The sequence below is a fragment of the Aphanothece sacrum FPU1 genome, assembly GCF_003864295.1.
GTDB classification, from domain to species: Bacteria; Cyanobacteriota; Cyanobacteriia; order Cyanobacteriales; family Microcystaceae; genus Aphanothece_B; species Aphanothece_B sacrum.
This window is the reverse complement of the sequence record NZ_BDQK01000006.1, coordinates 35,129-60,192: the sequence shown is the minus strand read 5'-3', so window position 1 is coordinate 60,192 and position 25,064 is coordinate 35,129. Positions and strand designations below refer to the sequence as shown.

Annotated in this window: 25 protein-coding genes and 2 pseudogenes; 15 read left to right on the top strand and 12 right to left on the bottom strand. The window is 36.1% G+C overall.

The window, feature by feature from the left end:
• Window positions 1-81: 81 nt before the first annotated feature.
• Both AsFPU1_RS07905 and AsFPU1_RS07900 read right to left on the bottom strand, forming a co-directional pair.
• A complete protein-coding gene (locus AsFPU1_RS07905; protein WP_124977090.1) occupies window positions 82-354 on the bottom strand; it encodes a hypothetical protein in 273 nt (90 codons plus the stop codon).
• A 727-nt stretch (window positions 355-1,081) separates the two neighbouring features.
• The gene (locus tag AsFPU1_RS07900; RefSeq protein ID WP_124977088.1) at window positions 1,082-1,702 is read right to left on the bottom strand and encodes a hypothetical protein; all 621 of its coding nucleotides are present in this window, start codon (window positions 1,700-1,702) and stop codon (window positions 1,082-1,084) included.
• Window positions 1,703-2,067: 365 nt separating this feature from the next.
• On the opposite strand from AsFPU1_RS07900, the gene nadA reads away from it, so the two are divergent.
• Complete coding sequence (gene nadA / locus AsFPU1_RS07895) at window positions 2,068-3,039, top strand: quinolinate synthase NadA (RefSeq protein ID WP_124977086.1); 972 nt, start codon at window positions 2,068-2,070, stop codon at window positions 3,037-3,039.
• A 239-nt stretch (window positions 3,040-3,278) separates the two neighbouring features.
• On the opposite strand, the gene AsFPU1_RS07890 is transcribed toward nadA, so the two are convergent.
• Entirely contained in the window at window positions 3,279-4,595 is a 1,317-nt protein-coding gene (locus tag AsFPU1_RS07890; protein WP_124977084.1) for a Sll1247 family protein, read from the bottom strand.
• Window positions 4,596-4,972: 377 nt separating this feature from the next.
• Here AsFPU1_RS07890 and AsFPU1_RS07885 point away from each other — a divergent pair, with 377 nt between their 5' ends.
• Both AsFPU1_RS07885 and AsFPU1_RS07880 read left to right on the top strand, forming a co-directional pair.
• A complete protein-coding gene (locus tag AsFPU1_RS07885) occupies window positions 4,973-7,345 on the top strand; it encodes an ATP-dependent Clp protease ATP-binding subunit (RefSeq protein ID WP_124977082.1) in 2,373 nt (790 codons plus the stop codon).
• Window positions 7,346-7,463: 118 nt separating this feature from the next.
• Window positions 7,464-7,934 (top strand): hypothetical protein, encoded by a 471-nt coding sequence (locus AsFPU1_RS07880; protein WP_124977080.1) that lies wholly within the window; start codon window positions 7,464-7,466, stop codon window positions 7,932-7,934.
• A gap of 121 nt (window positions 7,935-8,055) precedes the next feature.
• Here AsFPU1_RS07880 and AsFPU1_RS07875 read toward each other — a convergent pair whose 3' ends face one another.
• Together AsFPU1_RS07875 and AsFPU1_RS07870 are read right to left on the bottom strand one after the other, a co-directional pair.
• Window positions 8,056-8,586 (bottom strand): tetratricopeptide repeat protein, encoded by a 531-nt coding sequence (locus tag AsFPU1_RS07875; protein WP_124977078.1) that lies wholly within the window; start codon window positions 8,584-8,586, stop codon window positions 8,056-8,058.
• Between the two features lie 208 nt (window positions 8,587-8,794).
• Window positions 8,795-9,562: a transporter substrate-binding domain-containing protein gene (locus AsFPU1_RS07870; RefSeq protein WP_124977106.1), complete on the bottom strand. Its 768-nt coding sequence runs from the start codon at window positions 9,560-9,562 to the stop codon at window positions 8,795-8,797.
• Between the two features lie 303 nt (window positions 9,563-9,865).
• Between AsFPU1_RS07870 and AsFPU1_RS07865 the strand changes: the two are divergent.
• Window positions 9,866-10,093, top strand: a pseudogene (locus AsFPU1_RS07865) (type II toxin-antitoxin system HigB family toxin); the annotation flags it as partial.
• Between the two features lie 14 nt (window positions 10,094-10,107).
• Window positions 10,108-10,410 carry a helix-turn-helix domain-containing protein gene (locus AsFPU1_RS07860; protein WP_124977076.1) on the top strand — a complete coding sequence of 101 codons (303 nt, stop codon included), beginning with the start codon at window positions 10,108-10,110 and terminating at the stop codon, window positions 10,408-10,410.
• A gap of 8 nt (window positions 10,411-10,418) precedes the next feature.
• Here AsFPU1_RS07860 and AsFPU1_RS23315 read toward each other — a convergent pair whose 3' ends face one another.
• Entirely contained in the window at window positions 10,419-10,544 is a 126-nt protein-coding gene (locus tag AsFPU1_RS23315) for a hypothetical protein (RefSeq protein WP_265415801.1), read from the bottom strand.
• Window positions 10,545-10,634: 90 nt separating this feature from the next.
• Here AsFPU1_RS23315 and AsFPU1_RS07855 point away from each other — a divergent pair, with 90 nt between their 5' ends.
• Both AsFPU1_RS07855 and AsFPU1_RS07850 read left to right on the top strand, forming a co-directional pair.
• On the top strand, window positions 10,635-10,883 hold the full coding sequence (locus AsFPU1_RS07855) for a hypothetical protein (protein WP_125061077.1): 249 nt from the start codon (window positions 10,635-10,637) through the stop codon (window positions 10,881-10,883).
• On the top strand, window positions 10,880-11,140 hold the full coding sequence (locus AsFPU1_RS07850) for a type II toxin-antitoxin system RelE family toxin (protein ID WP_125061076.1): 261 nt from the start codon (window positions 10,880-10,882) through the stop codon (window positions 11,138-11,140). The genes AsFPU1_RS07855 and AsFPU1_RS07850 overlap by 4 nt, the downstream gene beginning before the upstream one ends.
• A gap of 27 nt (window positions 11,141-11,167) precedes the next feature.
• Here the strand turns inward: AsFPU1_RS07850 and AsFPU1_RS07845 are convergent, their stop codons facing one another.
• Both AsFPU1_RS07845 and AsFPU1_RS07840 read right to left on the bottom strand, forming a co-directional pair.
• Window positions 11,168-12,340, bottom strand: coding sequence for a transaldolase (locus AsFPU1_RS07845; RefSeq protein ID WP_125061075.1), 1,173 nt, complete (start codon window positions 12,338-12,340; stop codon window positions 11,168-11,170).
• A gap of 292 nt (window positions 12,341-12,632) precedes the next feature.
• The gene (locus tag AsFPU1_RS07840) at window positions 12,633-13,286 is read right to left on the bottom strand and encodes a DUF3386 domain-containing protein (RefSeq protein WP_125061074.1); all 654 of its coding nucleotides are present in this window, start codon (window positions 13,284-13,286) and stop codon (window positions 12,633-12,635) included.
• 432 nt (window positions 13,287-13,718) lie between these two features.
• Between AsFPU1_RS07840 and AsFPU1_RS07835 the strand changes: the two genes are divergently transcribed.
• From AsFPU1_RS07835 to AsFPU1_RS07820, 4 genes are all read left to right on the top strand, one after another.
• Window positions 13,719-15,299 carry an NAD(P)H-quinone oxidoreductase subunit 4 gene (locus AsFPU1_RS07835; protein WP_124976357.1) on the top strand — a complete coding sequence of 527 codons (1,581 nt, stop codon included), beginning with the start codon at window positions 13,719-13,721 and terminating at the stop codon, window positions 15,297-15,299.
• A gap of 280 nt (window positions 15,300-15,579) precedes the next feature.
• Window positions 15,580-16,305, top strand: a complete 726-nt coding sequence (gene pyrH / locus AsFPU1_RS07830) for a UMP kinase (RefSeq protein ID WP_124976359.1) — start codon at window positions 15,580-15,582, stop codon at window positions 16,303-16,305.
• Complete coding sequence (frr, locus tag AsFPU1_RS07825; protein ID WP_124976361.1) at window positions 16,295-16,840, top strand: ribosome recycling factor; 546 nt, start codon at window positions 16,295-16,297, stop codon at window positions 16,838-16,840. The genes pyrH and frr overlap by 11 nt, the downstream gene beginning before the upstream one ends.
• Before the next feature lie 86 nt (window positions 16,841-16,926).
• On the top strand, window positions 16,927-17,688 hold the full coding sequence (locus AsFPU1_RS07820) for a DUF364 domain-containing protein (protein ID WP_124976363.1): 762 nt from the start codon (window positions 16,927-16,929) through the stop codon (window positions 17,686-17,688).
• A 51-nt stretch (window positions 17,689-17,739) separates the two neighbouring features.
• Here AsFPU1_RS07820 and AsFPU1_RS22545 read toward each other — a convergent pair whose 3' ends face one another.
• On the bottom strand, window positions 17,740-17,898 hold the full coding sequence (locus AsFPU1_RS22545; RefSeq protein WP_172957541.1) for a hypothetical protein: 159 nt from the start codon (window positions 17,896-17,898) through the stop codon (window positions 17,740-17,742).
• A 409-nt stretch (window positions 17,899-18,307) separates the two neighbouring features.
• On the bottom strand, window positions 18,308-19,354 hold the full coding sequence (locus AsFPU1_RS07815; RefSeq protein WP_124976365.1) for a fatty acid desaturase: 1,047 nt from the start codon (window positions 19,352-19,354) through the stop codon (window positions 18,308-18,310).
• Between the two features lie 273 nt (window positions 19,355-19,627).
• Here AsFPU1_RS07815 and AsFPU1_RS07810 point away from each other — a divergent pair, with 273 nt between their 5' ends.
• The 3 genes from AsFPU1_RS07810 to AsFPU1_RS07800 all read left to right on the top strand — a co-directional run bounded on the left by AsFPU1_RS07810 (window position 19,628) and on the right by AsFPU1_RS07800 (window position 23,094).
• The gene (locus tag AsFPU1_RS07810) at window positions 19,628-20,311 is read left to right on the top strand and encodes a Crp/Fnr family transcriptional regulator (RefSeq protein WP_124976367.1); all 684 of its coding nucleotides are present in this window, start codon (window positions 19,628-19,630) and stop codon (window positions 20,309-20,311) included.
• 2 nt (window positions 20,312-20,313) lie between these two features.
• Complete coding sequence (locus AsFPU1_RS07805) at window positions 20,314-22,092, top strand: M61 family metallopeptidase (RefSeq protein WP_124976369.1); 1,779 nt, start codon at window positions 20,314-20,316, stop codon at window positions 22,090-22,092.
• A 90-nt stretch (window positions 22,093-22,182) separates the two neighbouring features.
• Window positions 22,183-23,094, top strand: coding sequence for a branched-chain amino acid transaminase (locus AsFPU1_RS07800; protein ID WP_124976371.1), 912 nt, complete (start codon window positions 22,183-22,185; stop codon window positions 23,092-23,094).
• A gap of 106 nt (window positions 23,095-23,200) precedes the next feature.
• On the opposite strand, the gene AsFPU1_RS07795 is transcribed toward AsFPU1_RS07800, so the two are convergent.
• Both AsFPU1_RS07795 and AsFPU1_RS07790 read right to left on the bottom strand, forming a co-directional pair.
• Window positions 23,201-23,878 (bottom strand): TIGR04283 family arsenosugar biosynthesis glycosyltransferase, encoded by a 678-nt coding sequence (locus AsFPU1_RS07795; protein ID WP_124976373.1) that lies wholly within the window; start codon window positions 23,876-23,878, stop codon window positions 23,201-23,203.
• A 15-nt stretch (window positions 23,879-23,893) separates the two neighbouring features.
• The gene (locus tag AsFPU1_RS07790; RefSeq protein ID WP_227873579.1) at window positions 23,894-24,514 is read right to left on the bottom strand and encodes a hypothetical protein; all 621 of its coding nucleotides are present in this window, start codon (window positions 24,512-24,514) and stop codon (window positions 23,894-23,896) included.
• A 222-nt stretch (window positions 24,515-24,736) separates the two neighbouring features.
• Between AsFPU1_RS07790 and AsFPU1_RS07785 the strand changes: the two are divergent.
• A pseudogene (locus AsFPU1_RS07785) lies at window positions 24,737-25,054 on the top strand (alcohol dehydrogenase catalytic domain-containing protein); the annotation flags it as partial.
• Window positions 25,055-25,064 lie beyond the last annotated feature (10 nt).

Sequence of the window (25,064 nt, the reverse complement as noted above, 5' to 3'; positions counted from 1 at the left end):
ATTCTAAACCAGAGAAAAATAAGCAGGAATAATCAGGAAAATAATTACTTAATGGATATCCGTTTTTGATAATCCCAGAAATCATCTAATATCACGCTCCATATCACCACAGAAAGAAACCGCGAATTTATAGCCAATCCGAATACCAAACAGTCGAGCTAATCTGTTTTTATTCCTTAGATAATGGGCTGATTCTCTGCCTATTTTATCAATGGCATATTCACCTGTTTCTATATCAATAATTACCATTTTACCGATATTTTCTGGTGTTTCTACTTGTTGACGAATACCATTTTCATATAATTGTTTGGCACGTTTGGCAACTTCTTCGCTGCTTAAGAGGATAGCTTGCACTTTTTTACTTCCCTGCTGCTGATTGTATCTTAATTATAGCAGTGGCTAAGTACTAACTGTTTTAGTTGTCTTGAGTTGATAATTCTCTATACATATTTAATACTTTTTGTCAAATTTGTTTTTTTTCTCGTAACAAAAATTTATAAAAAAGAGCTAATTTTTCGGGCGTTTTCTGGGTTAAATTTTGATTTTTTGGGAGTTCATCACCAGACTGATTGAAGCTTTTTCACGAATTTATCGGGGTTTGAGGTCAATTTAGAGAAAAATTGAATACCAGAATCCTATTATGAAAATTAGACTATAGCGCAAAAATCCCTTGACTTCGTTTACAAATAAGAAATATTCTCAATAATCTGTTAAGTTTTATTACAAGTAACAGAATGTAAATTAGAAATTTTAAAAGTGATAGGGGATTATTGATAAGTTTTTGTTATTAAAATTGGGTTTGAGGTGAGAAAGTTGAGGACTTTCTCCTCTACATGAGAACTGGACTAAAATAGAACATAATTGTAATTGTGTTGGTTATTTAAGATGTCTACTGCTATCACAGAAGCCATAACTACTCTAGGTTAAGCTGATGCAAAAAGATTCTCCAGAATACGATATTTCACGAATTTTTGCTTTATTTACCTCAAATCAGGAACTTTATCAAGTGCTACAAATATTAGAAAAATTGGGAAACCTTTCTTAAAAAGTTACCCAACTAATACTTAGTTTAAACAAGGTATTAGAGATTAGAGATCTCAACGTCTGTTTTAGACACATACCAAGTATTACGATTTTCGGAACCTATTTCTTCTGTCATTACGACGAGATAATTATCGCCTTTTTCCTCACTAGAAAGCACATAATAAATATCTCCTTTATTGACTTGATACCAAGTTTTCCCCTCTCCATCAGGATCATTTTTTTGCAAAACTTCCGGTTCTGTTTCATCAATCTTTAAAGGGGTTCCAGAAGCACCAGAAACTTTGAGTCTTTTTTTAACTTCCCATCTTGCTTTAAACTCATCTTGCAGTGCTGTAGGAATTTGTTCTTGTAGAAAACTAAAGGCTTCTTCTTGATGAGCATTGATAGAGTCAGTGCCTTTATAAGAACGGGGTAAATTTTCTAGATGTAAGGGTGAATCATTGGCATTGGAAGGGGAAAGTTTACCCGTGCGCCATTTTTGTGCAAATTGATCAAGAATAGTTTGATCGGATAAGTCAGATTGTATATGAATTTGTAGCCATTTTAAGGCTCGTTTTTGAGCGTCTTGTTTTTGATCAACTGTAAATTGAGCATAAGACTGAAAAGCATCTCTTAAGAAGCTAGGTGCAGTTGTTGGATTCTTTTCGGGTTTAGCCATGGTTATTTTTTACCTGGAAAGTTCTGTAGCACAAGAATTTCAATTTCGTTTATTAACAAATTTCAACGAAGTTTGAAACTCAATAAATAGCCTGGTTTACCCTAAGTTTAGTTAGATGTAATTGATATCTACTTTCTCAATAGTAGCAGTAATTATAAGATTTAAGTCAACTTCAGAATAATTATCTATTTTTCAAGACAAATGAAAAGGGATATGTTGTTAAAACCTTTTCTATAGCGATTATCTTATATCGAACTTAGCTTAACATTGTTAAACCCTTACGGAACTTTTTATGGTACAATGAGATTTTGTGCTATTATTTTTGGTAATATTAACTATAATTCTTTGAGGAGTTTCCTTTTACTGTGTTTACAATTGTACGCCCTGAGCAATCCTCAACAACTTCTTTCTTACCTAATGACTTGTTTATTGCCATCAACGCCCTAAAAAAAGAGTTAAAGGCGGTTATTTTAGCTCATTATTATCAAGACCCTGATATTCAAGATATTGCTGATTTTATCGGCGATTCTCTGGGACTATCACAACAAGCAGCTAGTACCAATGCTGAGGTTATTGTCTTTGCGGGAGTTCATTTTATGGCAGAAACCGCAAAAATCCTCAATCCTGATAAATTGGTATTATTGCCTGATTTAGCGGCCGGTTGTTCCTTAGCAGATAGTTGTCCTCCCAAAGAATTTGCTGAATTTAAAGCCCAATATCCTAATTGTTTGGTGGTTTCTTACATCAATTGTAGTGCAGAAATCAAGGCAATGAGCGATATTATTTGTACCAGTTCTAATGCAGTCAAAATTGTTAATCAACTACCGAAAGATCGCCCCATTATTTTTGCTCCAGATCGTAATTTAGGACGGTATGTTATGGAACAAACCGGACGAGATTTAATCTTATGGCAAGGGAGTTGTATGGTGCATGAAACCTTCTCAGAGAAGAAAATTGTGCAGTTGAAAATTGAACATCCTGATGCAGAAGTTATTGCTCATCCTGAATGTGAACCTTCAGTTTTAGCTCATGCTAATTATATCGGTTCTACCACTGCATTACTACAGTATTCTCAACAGAGTCCGAGTCGTACCTTTATTGTCGCTACTGAACCGGGTATTATTCATCAAATGGAGAAAGAAACCCCTGATAAACTATTTATTCCAGCACCAGGAATAGATAATTGTCCTTGTAATGAATGTCCTCATATGCGTTTGAATACTTTAGAAAAATTATATTTAGCAATGAAGTTTAAAACCCCAGAAATTACTATGGATGAGTCTATTCGTCTAGCTGCTTTACGTCCCATTCAAAGAATGTTAGAACTTTCTGTTTAATTATAAGTAGGGTGGGTTAGACGCGGCAACGATTTTGAGGGAAAACTAATAAGTTTTTGTCCGCGTCGTAACCCACCATTTTAAAGATTGTAACTCTAACACACATTCTATAGCAAGATATCGGGGGAACCACAATATGGTTAAAATCTTATTAGGGGCGGTTTGTTGGGTTTCGTTCCTCAACCCAACCTACAATTATTAAAGAATTGACAGAAATAAATAACATTAAACCCTAATATTTAACCAGCATTAAGAACATCAGAAGGAATTTTAATTCCCCCTAGATCAAGTCCATCAAATTGTAAGGCAGTGGCAATATGGAAATATTCCAGAAAATTAATTAGCCAGGCCATTTCAGTCTCATCAAAATCTTCGTAATTTTTGAATAACATGGCTAATCTTTTTTCTAAAGCTATGAGCATTCTTTGTTTTTTATCTTGTTGATCTTTACTATGAGGATCTATCGGATAACAATGAATCAATTGTAAGAAAATATTTAAAGTTTTTTTAGCCCCCATATTACTAATCATATCAATGAAAAAGAAATGATTTTTATCATCATCAATGACTAATAATTTGAAACAATAATCAATAGCCGTTTTAATCAAAGCTAATTCAGCATTTTTATTATTATAACTAGCTTCTTGTCCTTGTAGACTAGCTAAAAGTTTTTGAGTAACAAAGGCTTTTTGATATTCAGGAGGAAATAGACTAACAATCACTTGATAGATCATTAACTTACATTCTAATAAAGACGTTTTCTCATAGTGACCTGTCACAAAAAGAGATCTTTCTTTAAACTTACTTTCTGTTTTTTTATAGTAATAAATTGATTTATAAAGATTAACTTTTTTCAATTGAGTTGGATTATCCCAATTCTTCCCTACTGATCCTACCGCAAAAGAATCTGCTAGATCTTTATTGTTATCTTTCATCGTTTCCTGACGAAGATAACGATGTAAATCGACAGTATAATTATTAATATATTGGCTTTGTCTTACCTGTGTTGTTTGTCCAAAAGTGGTGTTATCAGATGCTCCTAAATAAGAACCATATAGATGAGGATAACGTATTAAACGTTGCCCTAATCTTTGTTTCCGCTTCCAATTAGGTTCTGTATCATCTTCTAGTTTCTTATACTTGTCTACAGCCAATTTAATTCTTTCAAAAGCTGTAGGGGTTTCCGGTTCCCCTTCAATAATTCTTACTTTTGTAAAAAAGGGTTGAAGAGAAGAAGAAATAACCGGTTTGGATGCGGCATTTTCTAAAATATTAATGAGACGAGTTAAAGAACTATAAAGGTCATTTCTAAAACGTCTATCAAGTCCCAAATGATTAATAAAATAACAACAAATGCGATTGAGAAAATAGCTAATATTTTCAGGAATATTACGACAAATTTTAATAAAATCTACTGAATCTTCAAACAATAACTGTTCTAGTCTATCTAAATACTTATCAGGATGATTAACCCAATGTTTAAAGTAATCATCAAATAAGGTATCCTCTCTAACTAAATTTTCAAAGTCTTTTTGTAATTGAGTGGCAATTAACATTGTTTTTCTCCTTTAAAGCTGCTCAACCTTCAGCTATATAAAAGTCAGTAATATGAATAAAGACAAGCAATTAAAACCAATAAAGAACAACACAGAATTTCAACCAAACCTTTAGGTTAAGTTGAGTTAGTCCTGAAACTTCCCTGTGATTCAGTATAAGATCAGAATACCCAATCTTCTGTGATCTTGATCACAAGAACGATTATTTTTTACGACCGGGTTTATCTAAATATATGTATTAAAATCATCAATTGTGCTTAAAAACTCGCCCCTACGTAGTTATTTACGGCTTTCCCTACTATGCTTCTTTCTAGGGACTAAGATACAGTATGAGAAGAAGATAAAGAAATGTAACAAACCCAACACCTTAAAAATTTATGTTTGAATACTTTACAGACAAAGCTATTAAAGCCATTATGTTAGCCCAAGAAGAAGCCCGTCGCACGGGACAAAATTTGGTGGGGACAGAACATCTATTATTAGGGTTAATAGGAGAAGGCACTGGTATCTCCGCTAAGGTATTAGGAGAATTTGGCTTAACATTGGCCCAAACAAGACATATTATTCAAAAAATCACTAAAAAAGGGGTGGGTTTTAGTCCGGCTAATATTCCCTTTACCTCAATGGTTAAACTAATACTAGAACGGGCTTTTCAGGAAGCGCGTCAACAGGGCGATCGCTATGTTACCACTGAACATATCTTATTAGTTCTTATTTGTGATCCTGATGCGGTGGCCGTCAAAGCGATCAAATTACAAAATATTGATCTTGCTGAGTTACGTACTACTTTAATTGATCGTATTGAGGAACAAGAACCCGTCCCTGTTGCTGCTTTTGATGAACCTATAGGGTTTGAACGTCCTTCAGGTAAAAAAACTCGTTTAGAGGACTTTGGCGTTAATTTGACGCAAAAAGCAAGAGAGGGTAAACTTGATCCGGTGGTAGGAAGAACTAAGGAAATTGAGAGAACCATCCAAATTTTGGGGAGACGTACTAAAAATAATCCGGTGTTAGTGGGGGAACCTGGAGTTGGCAAAACGGCGATCGCTGAAGGACTAGCTCAAAGAATTGTAGCAGGGGAGATTCCCGAACTTTTAATTAATAAAGAAGTCATGACCCTTGACATGGGCTTATTGGTGGCAGGAACTCGCTTTAGAGGTGATTTTGAGGAACGACTCAAAGCTATTGTTGAGGAAGTCAAAAAGGCAGGAAATATCATTTTAGTTATTGACGAAGTTCATACTTTAGTAGGTGCGGGAAACATGGGAGGAGGTATGGATGCAGCTAATTTGTTAAAACCTGCTTTAGCGAGAGGAGAATTACAATGTTTAGGTACAACAACTTTAGATGAATATCGTCAATATATTGAACGGGATGGGGCATTAGAACGAAGATTTCAATGTGTCATGGTAGGAGAACCTTCTGTTAGTGAAACCATTGAAATTTTGTTAGGATTACGCAAAGAATATGAGGCTTATCATAAGGTTAAATTTGATGATCAAGCTTTAGAAAGTGCTGCTAAATTAGCTGATCGTTATATTAGCGATCGCTTTCTTCCTGATAAGGCAATTGATCTAATGGATGAGGCAGGATCTCGGACTCATTTACGTCATTCTTTACAAACTAAAATGGCTTCATCTGTAGAGGGTCAAAATTCATCTGTTATCATTAATCCTGATTCTTTAATTCCGGTGGTTGATGAGGAAGAAATTGCTCATATTGTGGCAGCTTGGACGGGAATTCCCGTTAATAAATTAACGGAAACTGAATCAGAATCTCTGCTTTATTTAGAAGACCATTTACATGAACGTATTATTGGACAAAGTGAAGCAGTTAAAGCTATATCTCGGTCTTTACGTCGTGCAAGAGTTGGGTTAAAAAATCCTCATCGTCCTATTGCTAGTTTTATTTTTGCGGGGCCTACTGGAGTAGGTAAAACCGAATTAACTAAGGCCTTAGCGAAGTATTTATTTGGGTCTGATGATTCGATGATTCGGTTAGATATGTCAGAATATATGGAGTCGCATACTATCTCTAAATTAATTGGTTCACCTCCTGGATTTATGGGCTATGAAGATGGGGGACAATTAACAGAAGCAGTACGTCGTCATCCCTATGGAGTGGTGTTATTTGATGAGATTGAAAAAGCCCATCCTGATGTGTTTAATCTGTTGCTTCAAGTGTTAGAAGATGGACGGTTAACGGATGCTAAAGGTCGTACAGTAGACTTTAATAATACTCTCATTATTATGACTTCTAATATTGGGTCAAAGGTCATTGAAAAAGGGGGTAATGGGTTTGGTTTTGAAACTGATTCTAATCAAGATAATGCTCAATATAAACGGCTTCAAGAGTTAGTTAATAATGAACTTAAACAATATTTCCGCCCAGAGTTTCTTAACCGTCTTGATGAGATTATTGTGTTCCATCAACTCAATAAATCTGAAGTGACTAAAATTGCGGATATTCTCCTACAAGAAGTGGCTAAACAGTTACAAGAACAACGTCAAATGACTTTAACTGTGACTGATAAGTTTAAGGAACTTGTTGTTAATGAAGGTTATGATCCTAGTTATGGGGCCAGACCTTTACGTCGTGCAATTATGAGACGTTTAGAAGATAGTTTAGTTGAGGCTATTCTCTTAGGTCAAGTTAAAGATGGAGAACAGCTAAAAGTAGATGTTAATGAGCAAAATCAGGTGATAGTTAAATCAGTTAAAAAGCTGGCTTTATCATCTGTTATCGGTTAATAAATGTAGGTTGGTTTGAATGATAGTGAAATGCCAATAAGAACTCTTTGTTGGGTTTCGTTCCTCAACCCAACCTACTCGTTTTAAAGTTTGTTAATATTGTTCAAATTAGTTTAACATGAAGTTGACGGTCTGGTGGATTATAATTATTGTTAATATCCTAAATTTTTTTACTATAAATAAAGCTTTAAGTGCTGACAATAACCCTTTATTAAGTCAAACATTAGCCAGAGTTAATACTGCATCTCGTCAACAAGTTTACTCAGCAAATGCCCAATTTTGGGGACTTTTAGCAACGGGGGTTAATCAAATTAGTACTGTAACTTTTTATACAGAATTAAACAATCGTTTATCTATAGGGATTACTTTACCTCAAAAATGTCTTTTAATCTTTGAGATTACTAAAACAATTATCACAAAAGTGACTCAATATTGTCCTGATCAAAAAATCGATAAATCTTCTGATTATACTAATTGGATGATTTCTCATAATCAAATGATGAGAGAAATCAAAATGATCGCTCCTTCAGTAAAATTAGACAATCCTTTATATATTAGAAAACAAGCCTTTTGGCTGATAAAATATTAATAATTGAGATGTGGATGTGAAATGGAAATCTTGCCCGTCACAGGCAAGATAGGGCCTGTCACAAATGTTTATATTTTAAATCGAAACACTATATAGCATTTCCATTTGAAATATAAATAACTCATTTTGATTCTACTAAACGCTTGCTTAATAATTCAACTCGACGCTTAGCAATCTTATTTGTCGGGTCATACTTTAATGTTTCTTCATAAGTTTCAATGGACTTAGAAATCATTTGTTTTTTTTCGTAAGCATTACCTAAATTATTTAACGCGATCGCATATTCTGGATACAGTTTAATTGCGTCTTTATAATGACGAATAGCTAACTCTAATTGTTCTTGACAAAAATAGGCATAACCCAAAGCATTATAAATTAAGGCTTTATTTTCTGGCTCTAATTTTGGACCAGTTTTCAAGGCTTTTTCTAAGAGTTTAACTGCCTGTACATATATTTTTTTCTCTAGGTACAAACTCCCTAATTCATAATAGTCTTCAGCCGTACCTTTATCTTTTTGTAACTTTTCTTGTAGTTTAGAAAATCTGTTTTCAGTACGACGAGTTTTAATGATTTGTAGGAGAAGAAAAATAGCTACTCCCCCTAAAAAAATCACAATACCGGATAAATAAATGACTGGAAGAATTTCATTCATAGTTGCTCAAATCCCAATTAATCATTATAATTATAATAGTTTAAGGACAAGGCTATTTCATTCTCTAAAATACCCTAACCCTAAAGGGTTGGGCTGTAGGAACAAAGCCCGCCTGCGCGGGCTATCCGACGAATTATTAGTATTTGAGTCTGCATAGGCAGGCTTCGTTCCTATAGCTCCAGACTTGGTGCCTGGGAGCATTTTTAGTTTAAGGGAGTCCCCAATATTTAGCCCGTTGTGCTAACCATCCTGATCGCTGCCAACGGACAATGGCTTCATTGACTTTGCCCCGTAGACTAGCATACTTCGCTCCTTTGGGCATGACTACCCCTAACCCTTCTCCTGACAAACGAACGGGTAATTGATGGTATTCAGAATTTTCCTGCACCCATCCCGCTAAAATACTATTATCCCCCGCAAAGGCCTCAACAACTCCCGCTTCTAATAATGTTAAGGCTTCTTGATAAGAATTTACCCCAATTAACTCTGCTTTGGGGAGTTCGCTGCGAATTACTGCGATGGTACTGGATGACTTAAGTATGGCTATTTTGGCGGTAGATAAGGCGGTTAAGCCTTGAATATTGGGGTTTTTCGTCACTAAACCAGTACCATCTAAATAGTAAGCAGGGCTAAAATTGACTAATTGGGCGCGAGAGGGATTAATCGTGACTCTGGCGATGACTAAATCCACTTTTCCGTCAATTACTGTTTGTAATCGTTCTTGATTATTGACAGGTTTTAAGATAATGGCCTCAGGATTACCTAAAAGTTGTTGGGCCAAACGGCGAGCAATATCAATTTCTAGTCCTTGAAGTTGTTGAGTATCATCAGAAAATCCAAGGGGTCGAGTGTTATTTTTTACCGCTACAATTAGTTTACCCCGTCGTATGATTTCTGGCAAGTCTGCAGCCCAAGAATTAGCTATGCTTATGCTTAATAATAGACTTAAAATAAGAGTTGATAGGATTTTTTTCATGTTCATTTATCACTATAATAATATTGATCTATGTCTGGAGGTCTTGCATAAGTCCTATATTTTATTGTATAAGCAGTTAATAATTAAAGCATCAGTTGAGATAGCTAAATCACCTTGATCTTAAATTATTAAGCCCCTACATTTAATTTTGGTGCTGATTTGGGTAAAGCGTTTAGTTCAATCTATAATGGATTATTGAATTGAGGTAACTTTTAACGCATTGGAGGAGTTATTATTTTGAGAATTATTGCTCGAAGTACCTTAAGGGAATTTTGACAAAAACATCTCTCTGCTGAACAACCTTTAAAAGCATGGTTTGATGATGTTTCTCGTGCTAATTGGCAAAGTCCATCTGATATAAAAAAAATCTATAAAAATGCTAGTATTATTGCTAATAATCGGGTAGTTTTTAATATTAAAGGGAATCATTATCGGTTAATTGTTCATATTCGCTATGATATTGGCATCGTTTTTATTCGTTTTATTGGAACTCATAAAGAGTATGATAAAATAGATGCTACTACAATTTAAGGAGGTTAATTAACATGAATTTACGACCAATAAAAACGGATAATGATTATCAACAAGCTTTACAAGAAATTGAATCTCTTTTTGATGCTGAACTCAATACACCATCAGGGGAAAAATTAGAAATTTTAGCTACTTTAGTAGAGGTATATGAACAAGAACATTATCCTATTGAACTCCCAACTCCAATAGAAGCAATTTTATATCATTTAGAAAGTCGTCATCAAGGAGTTTCTCTGTTTATTGAAGGGTTAAAGCGTAGAGGGGTTAGTGATGAGATTATTAATGAGGCGTTAACAGATTTAGTTAAAATAATCTAGATGACTAATTATCTCATTAAACGGGCGACCAAGGGCCAATAAAAGATTTGTGCTTCTTTTGTTTCTTTACCCGTAATATGTTGCTCACAAAAATCAATAAATTTCTCTACACTTTCTGGGGTAGAACTTGACATAATAGACAAAATTAAGTTATACTTATAAAGTGATATTATTTTTAATATTAATTAAAATCTGCCTTTATTGTATCCTTAAAGCTTAACAAAATGGTAACAACTATCAACCTAAAAATAACCATTGAAACCTTGACAGATACCATTTGTTCTCTTGATTTAGAACAAAAGCGTCAACTACTAGAAATACTAGAACAAAAAATATTTGAAGAAGAAGAAGCCGCTTATGAAGATGATGCTGAAACTATAGCAGAATTGCAAGGAGTTCATACTGAATATCAAACAGGTGAGTATTTAACCTTAGATCAATATCTGGCTAAAAATAAAGCATCAGCATCATGAGTTATGAGATTATTATTTCTAAATCTGTTCAAAAACAAATTGATAATTTACCCAATGAATTTAAAACTCGTATTTTAGAAAAAATTGAATATCTCAGAAAAGAACCTCGTCCTGTAGGAGTAGTTAAAATGAAAGGTTATGATAATGAATATCGTCTTCGTGTCGGAGATTATCGAGTGCGTTATGAAATCAATGATTCTAATCGAATGATACAACTCTTACAATGTAAACATCGAAAAGAAATTTATCGGTTGTAGGGTGGGCAATGCCCACCCTACAATCAATTAAGCTTCAACTAAACGAATAGCACCACCTAAACTGGCCGCCATTTCTTCAGCCGTAATTTTGCCATCATGGTTAATATCAATAGCATCAAAAACTAAATCAGTTCCTGCCCATTCTTCACGAGTAATAAACCCATCTCCATCTAAATCATAGACTCGGAAAATATCCGCCGCCGCATTATGTACAGTGCTTTCTCCTTCCAGACGAGCGAGCCTTTCTTTAAGCATTTCTTCAAGACTTTCTAACGCTTTGGTAAAGCCAGCAATACCTTCATCTAGCTTTTCATAAGCCATTTTATCAGCTTTGTGCATCTGTTCAAATGTCGCTTTGTCAATAGAAATTTTGGTAATTTCCATCGAAGCAGCTACTTCAGGGTCAAGCTTACGAGGTAAAGGTTCTTCCGTTGAATTTAACTTCTCTAATAACCCAGGAGAAATGGTTAATAAATCACTTCCTGCTAATTCACAAATTTCTCCAATATTACGGAAACTTGCCCCCATCACTTCAGTTTTGTAACCAAATTTTTTGTAATAATTGTAGATGCTAGTAACAGAAACAACCCCCGGATCTTCAGCCGCAGCATAGTCTTTTCCGGTTTCCTTCTTATACCAGTCCAGAATACGCCCTACAAACGGAGAAATCAAGGTAATACCCGCTTCTGCACAAGCGATCGCCTGATGTATGCCAAATAATAGGGTTAAATTACAATGAATACCCTCTTTTTCCAGGATTTCCGCCGCTTTAATTCCTTCCCAAGTAGAAGCAATTTTGATCAAAATGCGATCGCGTGAAACCCCTGCTTTTTGGTATTCTCCAATCAAATAACGAGCTTTTTCGAGGGTTCCCTCCATATCATAAGATAAGCGAGCATCAACTTCAGTAGAAACCCTTCCAGGAATAATTTCGAGAATTTTTAAGCCAAAAGCCACCGCCAAACGATCAAAAGCCAACGTAACCACATCAGAAGTAGAAGCAACTTTTCCTAATTCTTTTCTAGCAGTTTTAAGAGTATCATCTACAATAGACTGATATTGGGGCATTTGAGCCGCCGCCGTGATTAAAGAAGGATTTGTAGTAGCATCACGGGGTGTAAAGGTTTCAATAGCTTGAATATCCCCTGTATCTGCCACAACAATTGTAAATTTCCGAAGTTGTTCAAGCAATGTAGCCATAATTACTCCTTACAAATGAATGTCAAAGTCAAAAATTTAAGATAGCGACTTAACTAAGCAAAAATTAATAATCCTATCCCTTTTAAACATATCAGTTGACTTCTATCTAAGAGCTATAATTTCAGAAATTCCTAATCATTGACAATTCTTTTTTCTTAAGAATTTTACAATAAATTGTCAAGATTTACTCATATTAAGAAAGTTTCTTTTGCAGGGGCAATTCATGAATTACCCCTACACATAGCCTCTAAATATAAGTATCCATCAATCAGCAACGCCTATTACTTATGTATCAAACTAGGGCTGGTTGCAATAATTTAATATTAGAAAATCCGAATTCTTTGATCAGATTTTCTCCATTTTCTTCTTTATGGATAATACGACTTGTTAAGATATAATAATCTCCAATTTGGTCATAATTATCTTCAAAATCACTTTTTCGAGTTTTAACATCTCCCGTTTTAGGATCATGATAAATAGAATCATAACGATGGGCTAAATAACCACTTCCTGTATCATGACTACTAAACGTATCAATAGTGACAACCACCCCATGAATATGACGATGGACATGACAAACCTGGTTATTACGAAGTTTATAGCGATCGCCTTCTGACTTACCACCCAGAAGAATCTCTACGGCCCCTGTTTCGTCCGTATTTCCATAACGGAAGGTATTTTTGCCGTGAGTATCTTCAAAACTTCGGCGAATACGATGAATGGCAACTTCCCATAACTGAGACCCAATTTCAGCCTTAATTGCCTCATCCTCAACGTTAAACACTTCGGTACTGAGATCACGGTTCACACGAACCTGACCCACCATTATCTTATCATTAACCTTAAAGGTAATATCTGCTGTATATCCGGGAAAATTTTTATCCCAAGTGTAGCGGTTTTCGTAAGCAGCACGAAATAATTCTTTAGCTTCAATGTTGGCAATCATGAAATTCTTTTAACCTTTATCTTTAGATGGACTGAAAAATCCTTGATTATAATATAGCCGTTTTCAGTCTTATCATTCAACGCTTGAGAGATTATGGCGAAGCTTCTGGCATAAAACTAAATAAAAATGAAAAGCCTTCGGGCGTCTTGCCGTGTTTCGACTCCAAAGGCTTTTTCAAATCACTCTTACTCCTCACACACAAGAATAATCTATCAGCATCAGCAACCATACCTACTAGCATATGTGACAGTTTATGAATTGTCACAATAACCATAAATTTAACATTGTCCAAATAGTCTCTCTAAGAAATTGTTGCTAGATTGTTTGTGATAGAGTGCGAAGTCTAAAGATTGACTTGGCGACTTTGAGCGAAGCGATAACGGCTAAGGGTTGCTAATCCTAAACTTATTGATGATCGAGTTAGATATACTAATGAACCTTGCTAATTTTCCCTGGTTAACTACAACTATTGTCTTTCCCATCGTTGCCGCACTGTTTATTCCCTTTATTCCCGATAAAGACGGAAAAACAGTCAAATGGTACGCGCTGACGATAGGATTGATTGATTTTGCTATCATTGTTTACGCTTTCTATACAGGATATGACTTAAGCAACCCTAACCTACAATTAGTAGAAAGCTATGCTTGGGTTCCTCAAATTGACTTAAAATGGTCAGTGGGGGCTGATGGTTTATCAATGCCCCTAATTTTACTGACAGGGTTTATTACTAGCTTAGCCACCATGGCAGCTTGGCCAGTAACGTTTAAACCTAAACTCTTTTATTTTTTGATGTTGTTGATGTATGGGGGACAAATTGCCGTATTTGCGGTACAAGATATGTTGCTCTTTTTCCTAGTCTGGGAATTAGAGTTAGTCCCTGTTTATCTGATTTTGTCGATTTGGGGCGGAAAACGCCGTCTTTATGCCGCAACCAAGTTTATTTTGTACACGGCAGGAGGTTCTTTATTTATCCTACTGGCGGCCTTAACTATGGCCTTTTTTGGCGATACCATCACTTTTGATATGAGTGCGATCGCGGCTAAAGATATCCCCCTGAAATTACAATTATTCCTCTATGCTGGTTTTCTCATTGCTTATGGGGTAAAACTCCCCATTTTTCCCCTTCATACTTGGTTGCCGGATGCTCACGGTGAAGCGACGGCCCCGGCCCATATGTTACTGGCGGGTATCCTCTTAAAAATGGGTGGTTATGCCCTCTTACGGATGAATGCGGGGATGTTACCCGATGCTCACGCCTATTTTGCCCCAGTTTTAGTCATTTTAGGGGTGGTGAACATTGTTTACGCCGCTTTAACCTCTTTTGCTCAACGAAACCTCAAGCGAAAGATTGCCTATTCGTCTATTTCTCACATGGGGTTTGTTTTGATCGGTATGGCCTCGTTTACCCCTTTAGGAGTCAGTGGGGCCATGTTACAAATGATCTCTCATGGTTTAATTGGGGCGAGTTTGTTCTTTATGGTAGGTTGTACCTACGATAGAACCCATACCCTGATGTTGGATGAAATGGGGGGTGTCGGACAAAAGATGAAGAAGATCTTCGCTATGTGGACAACTTGTTCTTTTGCTTCTTTAGCGTTGCCTGGAATGAGCGGTTTTGTGGCAGAATTAATGGTTTTTGTGGGCTTTGCCACCAGTGATGCCTATAGCACGACTTTCCGTGTAATTGTTGTCTTTTTAGCTGCCATCGGTGTTATTTTAACCCCGATTTATTTACTCTCCATGTTGCGGGAGATGTTATACGGGCCAGAAAATGAAGAATTGGTATCTCATACTAAGCTTATTGATGCTGAACCGAGAGAAATCTTTATTATTGGCTGTTTGTTGATTCCTATTATTGGAATTGGGCTATATCCGAAGATTGTCACCCAAATTTATGATGCAACGACCAATCAGTTAACAGCCTTGTTAAGAGAATCCGTTCCAAGTTTAGTTAAACAAGCTGAAATTGTCCCAACAGATTATGTAGCATTGAAAGCACCTAATCTTAAATAACCGTTATTACAATTCCCGTAGGGGCGGGTTTATCGAATATATGGCTTAAAACCGGCAATTTTAGGGGAATGATGTCGGGCGGGTTTATCGAATATATGGCTTAAAACCTTCAATTTTAGGGGAATGATGTCGGGCGGGTTTATCGAATATATGGCTTAAAACCTTCAATTTTAGTTGAAAACCCGCCCCTACTAATTTTGAGAATAATTGACAAAAATCCCAATATAGCTGATTCTTGAGGCAGTAATGATAGGCTAAATTACAACATTGCAGCACAGGGATGACAACTTACCAGCGAGTATTACTTAAACTGAGCGGCGAAGCCCTAATGGGTAACTTAGGCTATGGCATTGACCCCAAAGTCGTGGCCGATATCGCTCAAGAAATTTCAGATGTCATCAGTCATGGCATTCAATTAGCGATCGTCGTCGGGGGAGGAAACATTTTTCGCGGAGTCAAAGCGGCTTCTGCGGGAATGGATCGGGCAACGGCTGATTATGTCGGGATGATAGCTACGGTAATGAATGCGATGACTTTGCAGGATGCCCTAGAACGAAATAACGTTCCTACTAGGGTACTTACTGCGATCGCTATGCAAGAAGTAGCAGAACCTTACATTCGTCGTCGCGCTATGCGTCACTTAGAAAAGGGACGAGTCGTGATTTTTGGGGCCGGTTCAGGTAATCCTTTTTTTACCACTGATACAACGGCAGCATTGAGGGCAGCAGAAATTGAAGCAGAAGTTGTTTTTAAAGCGACTAAAGTGGATGGGGTTTATGATTCTGACCCTCAACTAAATCCTAATGCCCGTCGTTATCATAGTTTAACTTACAATCATGTTCTCACTCATGATTTACGAGTGATGGACGGAACCGCGATCGCTCTTTGCAAGGAAAATAACATACCAATTATGGTTTTTGATCTCTCGGTTCGAGGTAATATTCTTCGGGCAATTAAAGGTGAATCTGTTGGAACTATTGTGGGAGGTTTCTGTGATGTTAGCTGAAATTGAAGATAATATGCAAAAATCTGTTGAGTCTACTCAACGATCATTTAATACCATTCGTACCGGACGGGCTAATGCGGCTATTCTTGATCGGGTGATGGTAGATTATTATGGGACGGAAACTCCCTTAAAATCTTTGTCTAATATTAGTACCCCGGATTCAACAACTATTGCCATTCAGCCCTACGATAAGGGGAGTATGGGGTTAATTGAAAAAGCGATTACTCTATCTGATATTGGCTTAACTCCTAATAATAATGGTCAAGTAATTCGCTTAAATATTCCCCCTCTAACAGAAGAACGGCGTAAACAATTGGTTAAATTAGCCAGCAAATTAGCCGAAGAAGGAAAAGTGGCTATTAGGAATATTCGTCGAGATGCGATCGATGATGTCCGTAAACAGGAAAAAAATAGCGATATTTCTGAGGATGAATCTAGAGATTTACAGGATGGAATTCAAAAAATTACTGACAAATTCACAGCCAAAGTTGATGAATTATTAGCCCTTAAAGAAAAGGACATTATGACGGTTTAGATCTATAAAATTTAGGAATTATCCTAACAATCTATAGGGGCATAATGTATTATGCCCCTACACAATTCTTCCATGATAACTAAATAATGGTTAATCCACAAAAAATTTACGATTTACTGTTAGATTACAGTCATAATAATCCCCTAATCACTGAAGTTTTGATCGGGTTAACTTGGACTATGTGTCATGCTGAAGGAATCGGTCTTTGTATGAGTCCAGCTATTCCTACTCGCACCCTATCTTGGTCAGGTACACTGGTTAATCAACGGATTCAAGATATAGCCCCTTGGCTCCGTTCATGGGATAATTATCAAGCAACTGTGGCTATGGCTGCTATTAATGCCGCAATTAATCCTCATTCTCCTTTACTTGCTAAAACTCAACTCCTCCCCTATACAACAGGTTTAGGGAATTTAACCGTTTTTGAACATTTTCTCCCTCAAATGCTAGGAAAATCTGTTTCTGTTATCGGTCGTTATCCAGGGTTAGTTCGTTACGAAACTGAAATGAAAATTAATGTGATTGAACTACAACCAGGACCTGAAGATTTCCCCGCAACGGCCTCAGAATATTTACTCCCTGAATCTGATTGGGTATTTTTGACAGCCACTTCTATCCCTAATAAAACCTTCCCTCGTTTGGTAGAATTATCTAAAAACGCCAAATTAGTTTTAATAGGCCCTACCGTTCCCTGGTTGAGCGAATTAGCCGATTTTGGCATCGATTACTTAGCAGGAGTCACAGTCACTGACCCTAAAACCCTTAGACAAACTATTGCTGAAGGGGGTGGGGTGAGAATTTTTGAACAAGGAGTCCAATATCGCTTAGTGGCTCTTAATCAATCTTAATATTAAAAGGACTTGACTAATCACACTTTTTATGATATAATCCTCGACTAACTATTTAGTTTGAGAAACTTCTACAGAAACTGAACCAAGTTGGTCATTTTGAGTGAGGTCATGACTGACTTTGCTGGTGGGAAAGACAAAGGAAAAAGCGGCAACCCCTAAGCAGGTAGTGGTAGCTAGGACGGCTAATTGATGAACGACTCTATCCATAGGATTTGATTAATTTGCTACTCAGTTAACACATATTAATCGATCTCCGTAAATTTGTCTAGATCATTCACTTGTTTATTGGGAAAACACAGTCATGTCAAAAAATCTTCTAATTGCCCAGGTAAATCTAAAGCAATTAATAATGCACGATTTAACTGTTGTATTTGGGCTCTCCCGTACCTATGGTGATAAGTAAAACTTATAATTCGTAGGGTGGGTTAGACGCGGCTATGATTTTGATGAAAAACTCATAACTTTTAAGGCGCGTCGTAACCCACCATATAAAGTATTGTAGCTGATTATACATTTTATACCAAGATGTCGGGAGAGCCATCAGTTTATGAAATTGTCCTTATAAAAAAGCGATCGCCTCTTATAAAAAAGCGATCGCTTAATTTTTTAAACAACCTTATTTATTCTGATAATATTGTTGGAAACTTTGATATCTCGTCTCAGGATGATAAAGATGACATTGAGTGGTAATCTCATTCATTAACGCCCAAGAAAACTGACGTTCACACAAATATTCACCCCAATTATCTTTTAAACTTTGATGAGCAAGTCGCAAATTATAACTCGGAATCCCAGTGGAAATATGATGGGGAATATGAACGTTAATATCATGACAAAGAATTTCCACCCAACGAGGATAATCACAATGAACCGTACCACATAACTGTGCTTCCGCTTCATTCCATTCCGCTTCCTTCTTAAAAGGAATAGGAGGTAAAGTATGGTGAACTAAGGTAAAGGTACTCATCCAAAAATGAAATCCTAACCAGGGAAGAAACCAAAATTTAATAAATCCCCAAAAGCCTAAAGTTCCTAATAAAATAGGTAAACCAATAGCCGCACCGATTAAAACAAATAAGGCAGAAAAACGAATCTGTTCCCGTTCTTTTCCTTCAAATTTTGTCCAGTCAAAATGAATTTTTGCCCAATGAACCACAGAAGCAATCCACCAAAACTTACCCCGTAATCTTTGATATCCCCATTTTTCAAAAGACGAAAATGTCTCATAAAATTCGGGAGTAAACGGGTCCCAAGCATTATCAACATCCAGTTTATTCGTATTTTTGTGATGGAAATTATGAAGAATACGCCAACTGTGAAAGGGATAAATTAAAGGTAAAAAAACTAAATGTCCCACCCAATCATTAACCCAGGTGCGATTAGAAAAGGAACGATGACCACAATCATGGCCAATTACAAAAAAACCAGTCATGGCCGTCCCCGTAAATGCCCATAAAATAGGCAATAGATACCAAGGAGCGATCGCTAATCCCCAATAGCCTAAACCCACCATTGACAGGGTAAGAACTACCTTAAACCACGCTTTACGGGGGTCTTTGACAAATACCTCAGCAGGTAGGGTTTTGAGAATATCTCGCAACCGTACGTCTGCATTAAGTTGAGGCGAAATAGGCGGTTGAGACTGAGTAAGCAGTGTTGTCATGAATTCTTGATAGTTGTGAGAGTTTTGAGAATTTTACCCGTTGACCAAAATTAATTATAAACTATCTGGTTTCTTTGTTAATCTGGTTCCTGGCTTTTAGTCTTGATATTTCTTGATTTTTAACCTAAAATACCAGAAGTGGATAAGGTAATCAACCACTTTAAGAATCCCCAGATAAATCAGGGGAGCGTCAAAAACCGCTATGATGTGATGACACAATAAAATAGCCTTATCCCCTAGCCCATTTTTCAGTAGAATACTGACAAGCCTTTAATGGACATTCAAGAAATTAGCGAGCTATTCCCCTTATTTTATACAGCTAACCCAGAAACCCTAGAATGGCTCTTATCGATTGTAGATGAAGAAACCTATGCCCCAGATGAAACAGTCATAACAGAAGATGATTGGGGAAAGGCTGTTTACTTAATTGTTTCGGGTTGGGTGAAAGTTCGTTCTCATTACCATTATCAGGAAAGCACCTTAGAAATTCTTAGTCAAGGGGATTTTTTAGGAGAAATGGAGATTCTAGATGAGTCTATCAAGTCTATTGAAGTAATTTCTTTGTCTGATGTCCGATTACTTAGTATTTCGGCTCAACGTTTCTTACAAATGCTCTTCAAAGATCCTCAATTACATCATCGAATGTTACAGTTAACAGTTCGGCGAGTTTGTCAACTCTATCGTCGTCTTCAATTACATCAGCAATCTCCTAAAATGAAACTGATTAAAACGTTGATAAAATTAGGCGATAATTATGGTAAATCAACGGAAAAAGGCATAGAAATTTTACAAATTCCTGATCAAGATCTTGCTGATTTTGCTGATGTTTCCTTAGAAGATTTTCAACAATGTATTAATCAATTTCAAAATCAAAACTGTCTTGAAGTTGATTCCGCTAATAAATGCTTATATTTGACGAATATTAAACAACTTAATCACCTCGCTAAACAACTCTAACAATGACCAAAGCTACCACGATTGAAAGAACAAGCATTGCTAAACTTACCCCAACCATTCATTATCAAGTTGCAATGGTTGATCCCCATTGCCATCTATTTCAAATCACCTTAGAGATTAATAATTGGTCAGATTCTGTCTTAAACTTAAAAATGCCTGTCTGGACACCAGGGTCATATTTAGTGAGAGAATACGCTAGATATATTCAAGATTTTTCTGCTCAATCGACAGATCAGGCTCAAGTATTAGTGAGTGAAAAAGTTAGTAAAAATCATTGGATTATTAATACTGAAAATATTAATAATATTACAGTTAACTATCGTGTTTTTGCTAATGAATTAACTGTCAGAACTAATCAGTTAGATAGGACTCATGGTTATTTTAATGGGGCAGCTTTATTTTACTTTATTCCAGGACTAGAAAAACAACCCATTACTGTTAAGATAATTGTCCCTGATCTTCAATGGAATATTAGTACAGCATTGCCTAAAGTATCGGGATCAAGCAATCAATTTTATGCCAGTGATTTTGATACCTTAGTTGATAGTCCCTTTGAAATTGGACTTCATTCAGTTTATGAATTTGAAGTATTAGGAAAACCCCATAAATATGCGATTTGGGGTCAAGGAAATGTTAACCCTCACAAGTTAATTGAAGATACAAAAAAAATAATTGAAACAGAAGCTAAATTATATGGGGGACTTCCTTATGATGATTACCTGTTTATTTTACATTTAACTAATAATGGTTTTGGAGGATTAGAGCATAAAAATTCTTGTTCTTTGATTTATTCTCGGTTTGGCTTTCGAGATAAAGATAAATATAACCGTTTTCTTCAATTAGTTGCTCATGAATTCTTTCATCTATGGAATGTTAAACGGATTCGTCCTAAAGGTTTAGAAACCTTTGATTATGAACAAGAGAATTATACTCCCTCTCTATGGTTTTCGGAAGGAACAACCAGCTATTATGATCTTGTAATTCCTTTCAAAGCTGGGATTTATGATAATCAAACTTTTTTAGGACTTTTAGCCAAAGAAATTACCCGTTTTTTAAGTATTCCAGGTAGGAAAGTTCAACCATTAAAAGAAGCAAGTTTTGATGCTTGGATTAAACTATATCGACGAGATAATAATAGTGATAATTGTCAAATTTCCTATTATCTTAAGGGTCAATTAGTCTCATTATTATTAGATTTATTGATTCGTTCAAAGCATAAAAATAAGCGATCTTTGGACGATGTAATCCGTCAAATGTGGGAACAATTTGGTAAAACAGAAATGGGTTTTACCCCAGAACAATTATGTCAAGTTATAGAGTCAGTTGCAGACCTTAATTTACAAGATTTTTGGACTCGTTATCTAGATACCACAGAAGAATTACCCTTTAATGAGTATTTAGACCCCTTTGGCTTAATTCTTAAACCTATCATAGATGACAACCCAATCCCCTATTTAGGAATGCGAGTCCAAGCAGAAAACGGTAAAGAAATTATTAAGTTTGTTGAAGTTGAATCCCCTGCTAAACTAGCAGGAATTGACCCAGATGACGAATTACTAGCAATTGACGGAATTCGAGTTCGTGCAGACCAATTAAATGATCGTCTCAAAGATTACCAAACTAATGATATTATTTCAATTACAGTGTTTCATCAGGATGAACTCCAAACATTTTCCGTACAATTAGCAGACCCCCAACCTAGTCGCTATGAAATTGTACAAAAGGCAAATCCTTCAGATGAACAAAGACAAAACCTTCTCGGTTGGTTGGGACAAATGTGATTGTAATTAGCTCTAATTTATTCTTATAATAAAAGAAGGATTAGGGTAAACAAAATCTAACCAAAAAGATAACGAATACCGGAACTAACGATGCTTAATTTTTTGCCCATAGCTTACTTTGAAAATGAATTTATTGCCTTTGATAATGCTAAGATTTCCATTGCTACCCATGCGCTACATTATGGGACAGCAGCGTTTGGGGGAATGCGAGGAATTCCTAATCCCCAGAATTCAAAAGAAATTTTATTGTTTCGTTTAGATCGTCATTGTCAACGTTTAAGTCAAAGTGCTAAATTTCTTAACCATGATTTACCCGCAGCTAAAATTCAACAAATTATTATTGATTTTGTCAAAAAAAATAAACCTTCAGCCTCTTTTTATATTCGACCCTTAGTTTATACTTCTGGGTTAGGAATTGCACCTCGACTGCACAAAATTGAGAAAGATTTCTTTGTTTATGGGTTAGAAATGGGAGACTATATGTCACCCGATGGAATTAGTTGTCGTATTAGTTCTTGGTATCGTCAAGAAGACCGTAGTTTTCCCTTAAGAGGTAAAATTAGTGCTGCTTATATTACCTCTGCTTTAGCGAAAACTGAAGCGGTAGAATCGGGATTTGATGAAGCCATTTTGATGAATTCTCAGGGTAAAGTCTGTGAAGGAACAGGGATGAATTTATTTATTGTTAGAAATGGTCAATTAATTACGCCTGGATTTGATCAAGATATCCTGGAAGGAATTACAAGAGATAGTATTCTGACTTTAGCTAAAAATCTCGGAATTCCTACTCTTGAAAGACCAATTGATAAGACGGAATTGTTTATTGCAGATGAAGTGTTTTTAAGTGGAACTGCCGCCAAAATTACTCCTGTTAAAAAGATTGAAACCTTTCACTTATCCGAACAACGTCCTATTACGGAGAAATTAAGGGATAAATTATTAGCTATTACGGAAAATAAAGACCCAGAATATCAAGATTGGGTTTATAGTATTTCCCTTTGAAATATTAATGATTGTGGTACAGGCTTCTAGCCTGTCACCCCTTCAGGAATTCAAAATCTATAGTATTTCCATATATTATGCCCATAAAATAAAATCATAACCCAGGTTATTTTTGTTTGTACCAAGCGGCTAATTGTGTAGGGGAAACTCCTAAATAATAACCAATAATAATTAACTGATTAATTAGGGTAGTTTTCCACACTCCTAATTTTTGCCAACGACGGTTAGAGGTAATAACTTTTGCTTTTGCTATGGTAATTTTACCTCGTTTTTTTAACCGTTGTATCAATTCAAAATCTTCCATAATTGGAAGATTACTAAATCCTCCAAATTCTTGAAAAATTGAGGACTTTATAAAGATTCCTTGATCTCCATAGGGAAAGGAAAAAAAACGCGATCGCCAGTTAACTAAAATTTCCACTAAACACAGAGAAAAGTTTGGACGATCAATTTCTAATTCAAACGCGCCTGCAATGGTTTTTGTATCGGATAAAATCTCTTGTATAATGGACTGATATTGTGGAGGTAAGTGGGTATCTATATGCAGAAATAAGAGAATCTCTCCCCTGGCAATAGAGGCCCCCTTATTCATTTGATAAGCGCGACCCATTTGAGAAGAAATTAACACTTTAAATCCCAAATTTTCAGCTAATTCAACAGTTTTATCTTGACTTCCTCCATCAACAATAATGATCTCTACATTAGGGTTAGATTTTAATAAAATCAAGTTTTTCTCAATGAGAATTTCTTCATTTAAAACAGGCACAATAATACTGATTTTCATAAGCTAATCTGAAAACTACAACTCAGAAACCTGAGTTAGGTGTAGACCTTTAAGAACTGTCTGACGAACCACCATTTCATTTTCTTTGCTTAACATCAAACGAAAATATTCTCTAAGTTGCTTAGTCTGACTAGAACTTAACTGTTGTTTTTCGAGAAGATTAGCCAGATTTACCACCGCAATTAATCGTTTTAAAGGATTAACCTCCGTTAAATCTGACACCCATTCATGATATTGCTTTTCTTTTTTTTTGCCTTGTAAATGAAAGATTTGCCAACCTAATAATCCCAGAGTTAATAAAGTTCCTAAACCTTGTAAAATTAAACCAGTGGCTAACCAACGATTCTGGGCCTCAGACCAAATGGAAATAGCCATATAGCTTCCTATCACAGCTAAACCCCCACTTCCTGCCGCGACGGTTAACTTACCCTGAAAACTTTTGAGAAACTCACCCCAATAGAACCAGCGACGTTGCCAGTTCCAACCTTGCATCTGATAAACTAAGACCATGAAACCGATGCCCGTAGCAGTGGCTAAAACCAATTTCCAGTTCCACGCTATCATCAAGGTTGCACCCGTTGACCCCAATAACCACCAACCCAGTTTATGTCGTCTTTTTTGGGTGATAAGGTTCATCACTCCATACTTGAAAGGAATCAGCCAGGAGTTTGAAAAGAAGTTAAGTAGTGGTTTAGACCGCAATGAAACCTGCATTACTGACAGTGCCTAAGTAAAATGTCTGCTGATGTTTACTATATCGCTATCTGTGAAATTACTGACAAGATGTTACAAAGGTTTCACCAATCGACAATGGACAATGGACAATTCATAATTAACAATAATCTCCCTAATTAAGCCATGAAAGCCATTATCATCAATGCACCAGGAACCCCTGATGTCTTAACACTTCAGGAGATTTCTCAACCAAAAATTACCATACCGACGCAAATACTCGTTAAAATCAAAGCTGCTGGACTTAACCCCATTGACACCAAAATTCGTCAGCGAGGAACCTTTTATCCTGAGCAAATGCCAGCTATTTTAGGTTGTGATGGAGCAGGTATTGTTCAAGCTGTAGGGTCACAGGTTCAAGAATTTAAGCCAGGGGATGAGGTATATTTTTGTGGGGGTGGACTGGGCCAAAGTCAAACGGGGAATTATGCAGAATTTACCGTTACAGGAAAAA

Bases quoted from the DNA above. Each gene is read 5' to 3' on its own strand.
- AsFPU1_RS22545 (WP_172957541.1), bottom strand. From the start codon at position 17,898: ATGGATAGAGTCGTTCATCAATTAGCCGTCCTAGCTACCACTACCTGC.
- frr (WP_124976361.1), top strand. From the start codon at position 16,295: ATGTTAGCTGAAATTGAAGATAATATGCAAAAATCTGTTGAGTCTACT.
- AsFPU1_RS07870 (WP_124977106.1), bottom strand. From the start codon at position 9,562: ATGAAAAAAATCCTATCAACTCTTATTTTAAGTCTATTATTAAGCATA.
- pyrH (WP_124976359.1), top strand. From the start codon at position 15,580: ATGACAACTTACCAGCGAGTATTACTTAAACTGAGCGGCGAAGCCCTA.
- AsFPU1_RS07875 (WP_124977078.1), bottom strand. From the start codon at position 8,586: ATGAATGAAATTCTTCCAGTCATTTATTTATCCGGTATTGTGATTTTT.
- AsFPU1_RS07790 (WP_227873579.1), bottom strand. From the start codon at position 24,514: ATGAACCTTATCACCCAAAAAAGACGACATAAACTGGGTTGGTGGTTA.
- AsFPU1_RS07860 (WP_124977076.1), top strand. From the start codon at position 10,108: ATGAATTTACGACCAATAAAAACGGATAATGATTATCAACAAGCTTTA.
- AsFPU1_RS07880 (WP_124977080.1), top strand. From the start codon at position 7,464: ATGAAGTTGACGGTCTGGTGGATTATAATTATTGTTAATATCCTAAAT.
- AsFPU1_RS07900 (WP_124977088.1), bottom strand. From the start codon at position 1,702: ATGGCTAAACCCGAAAAGAATCCAACAACTGCACCTAGCTTCTTAAGA.
- AsFPU1_RS07800 (WP_124976371.1), top strand. From the start codon at position 22,183: ATGCTTAATTTTTTGCCCATAGCTTACTTTGAAAATGAATTTATTGCC.
- AsFPU1_RS23315 (WP_265415801.1), bottom strand. From the start codon at position 10,544: ATGTCAAGTTCTACCCCAGAAAGTGTAGAGAAATTTATTGATTTTTGT.
- AsFPU1_RS07855 (WP_125061077.1), top strand. From the start codon at position 10,635: ATGGTAACAACTATCAACCTAAAAATAACCATTGAAACCTTGACAGAT.
- AsFPU1_RS07845 (WP_125061075.1), bottom strand. From the start codon at position 12,340: ATGGCTACATTGCTTGAACAACTTCGGAAATTTACAATTGTTGTGGCA.
- AsFPU1_RS07795 (WP_124976373.1), bottom strand. From the start codon at position 23,878: ATGAAAATCAGTATTATTGTGCCTGTTTTAAATGAAGAAATTCTCATT.
- AsFPU1_RS07820 (WP_124976363.1), top strand. From the start codon at position 16,927: ATGGTTAATCCACAAAAAATTTACGATTTACTGTTAGATTACAGTCAT.
- AsFPU1_RS07810 (WP_124976367.1), top strand. From the start codon at position 19,628: ATGGACATTCAAGAAATTAGCGAGCTATTCCCCTTATTTTATACAGCT.
- AsFPU1_RS07835 (WP_124976357.1), top strand. From the start codon at position 13,719: ATGAACCTTGCTAATTTTCCCTGGTTAACTACAACTATTGTCTTTCCC.
- AsFPU1_RS07815 (WP_124976365.1), bottom strand. From the start codon at position 19,354: ATGACAACACTGCTTACTCAGTCTCAACCGCCTATTTCGCCTCAACTT.
- AsFPU1_RS07840 (WP_125061074.1), bottom strand. From the start codon at position 13,286: ATGATTGCCAACATTGAAGCTAAAGAATTATTTCGTGCTGCTTACGAA.
- AsFPU1_RS07890 (WP_124977084.1), bottom strand. From the start codon at position 4,595: ATGTTAATTGCCACTCAATTACAAAAAGACTTTGAAAATTTAGTTAGA.
- AsFPU1_RS07805 (WP_124976369.1), top strand. From the start codon at position 20,314: ATGACCAAAGCTACCACGATTGAAAGAACAAGCATTGCTAAACTTACC.
- AsFPU1_RS07885 (WP_124977082.1), top strand. From the start codon at position 4,973: ATGTTTGAATACTTTACAGACAAAGCTATTAAAGCCATTATGTTAGCC.
- AsFPU1_RS07850 (WP_125061076.1), top strand. From the start codon at position 10,880: ATGAGTTATGAGATTATTATTTCTAAATCTGTTCAAAAACAAATTGAT.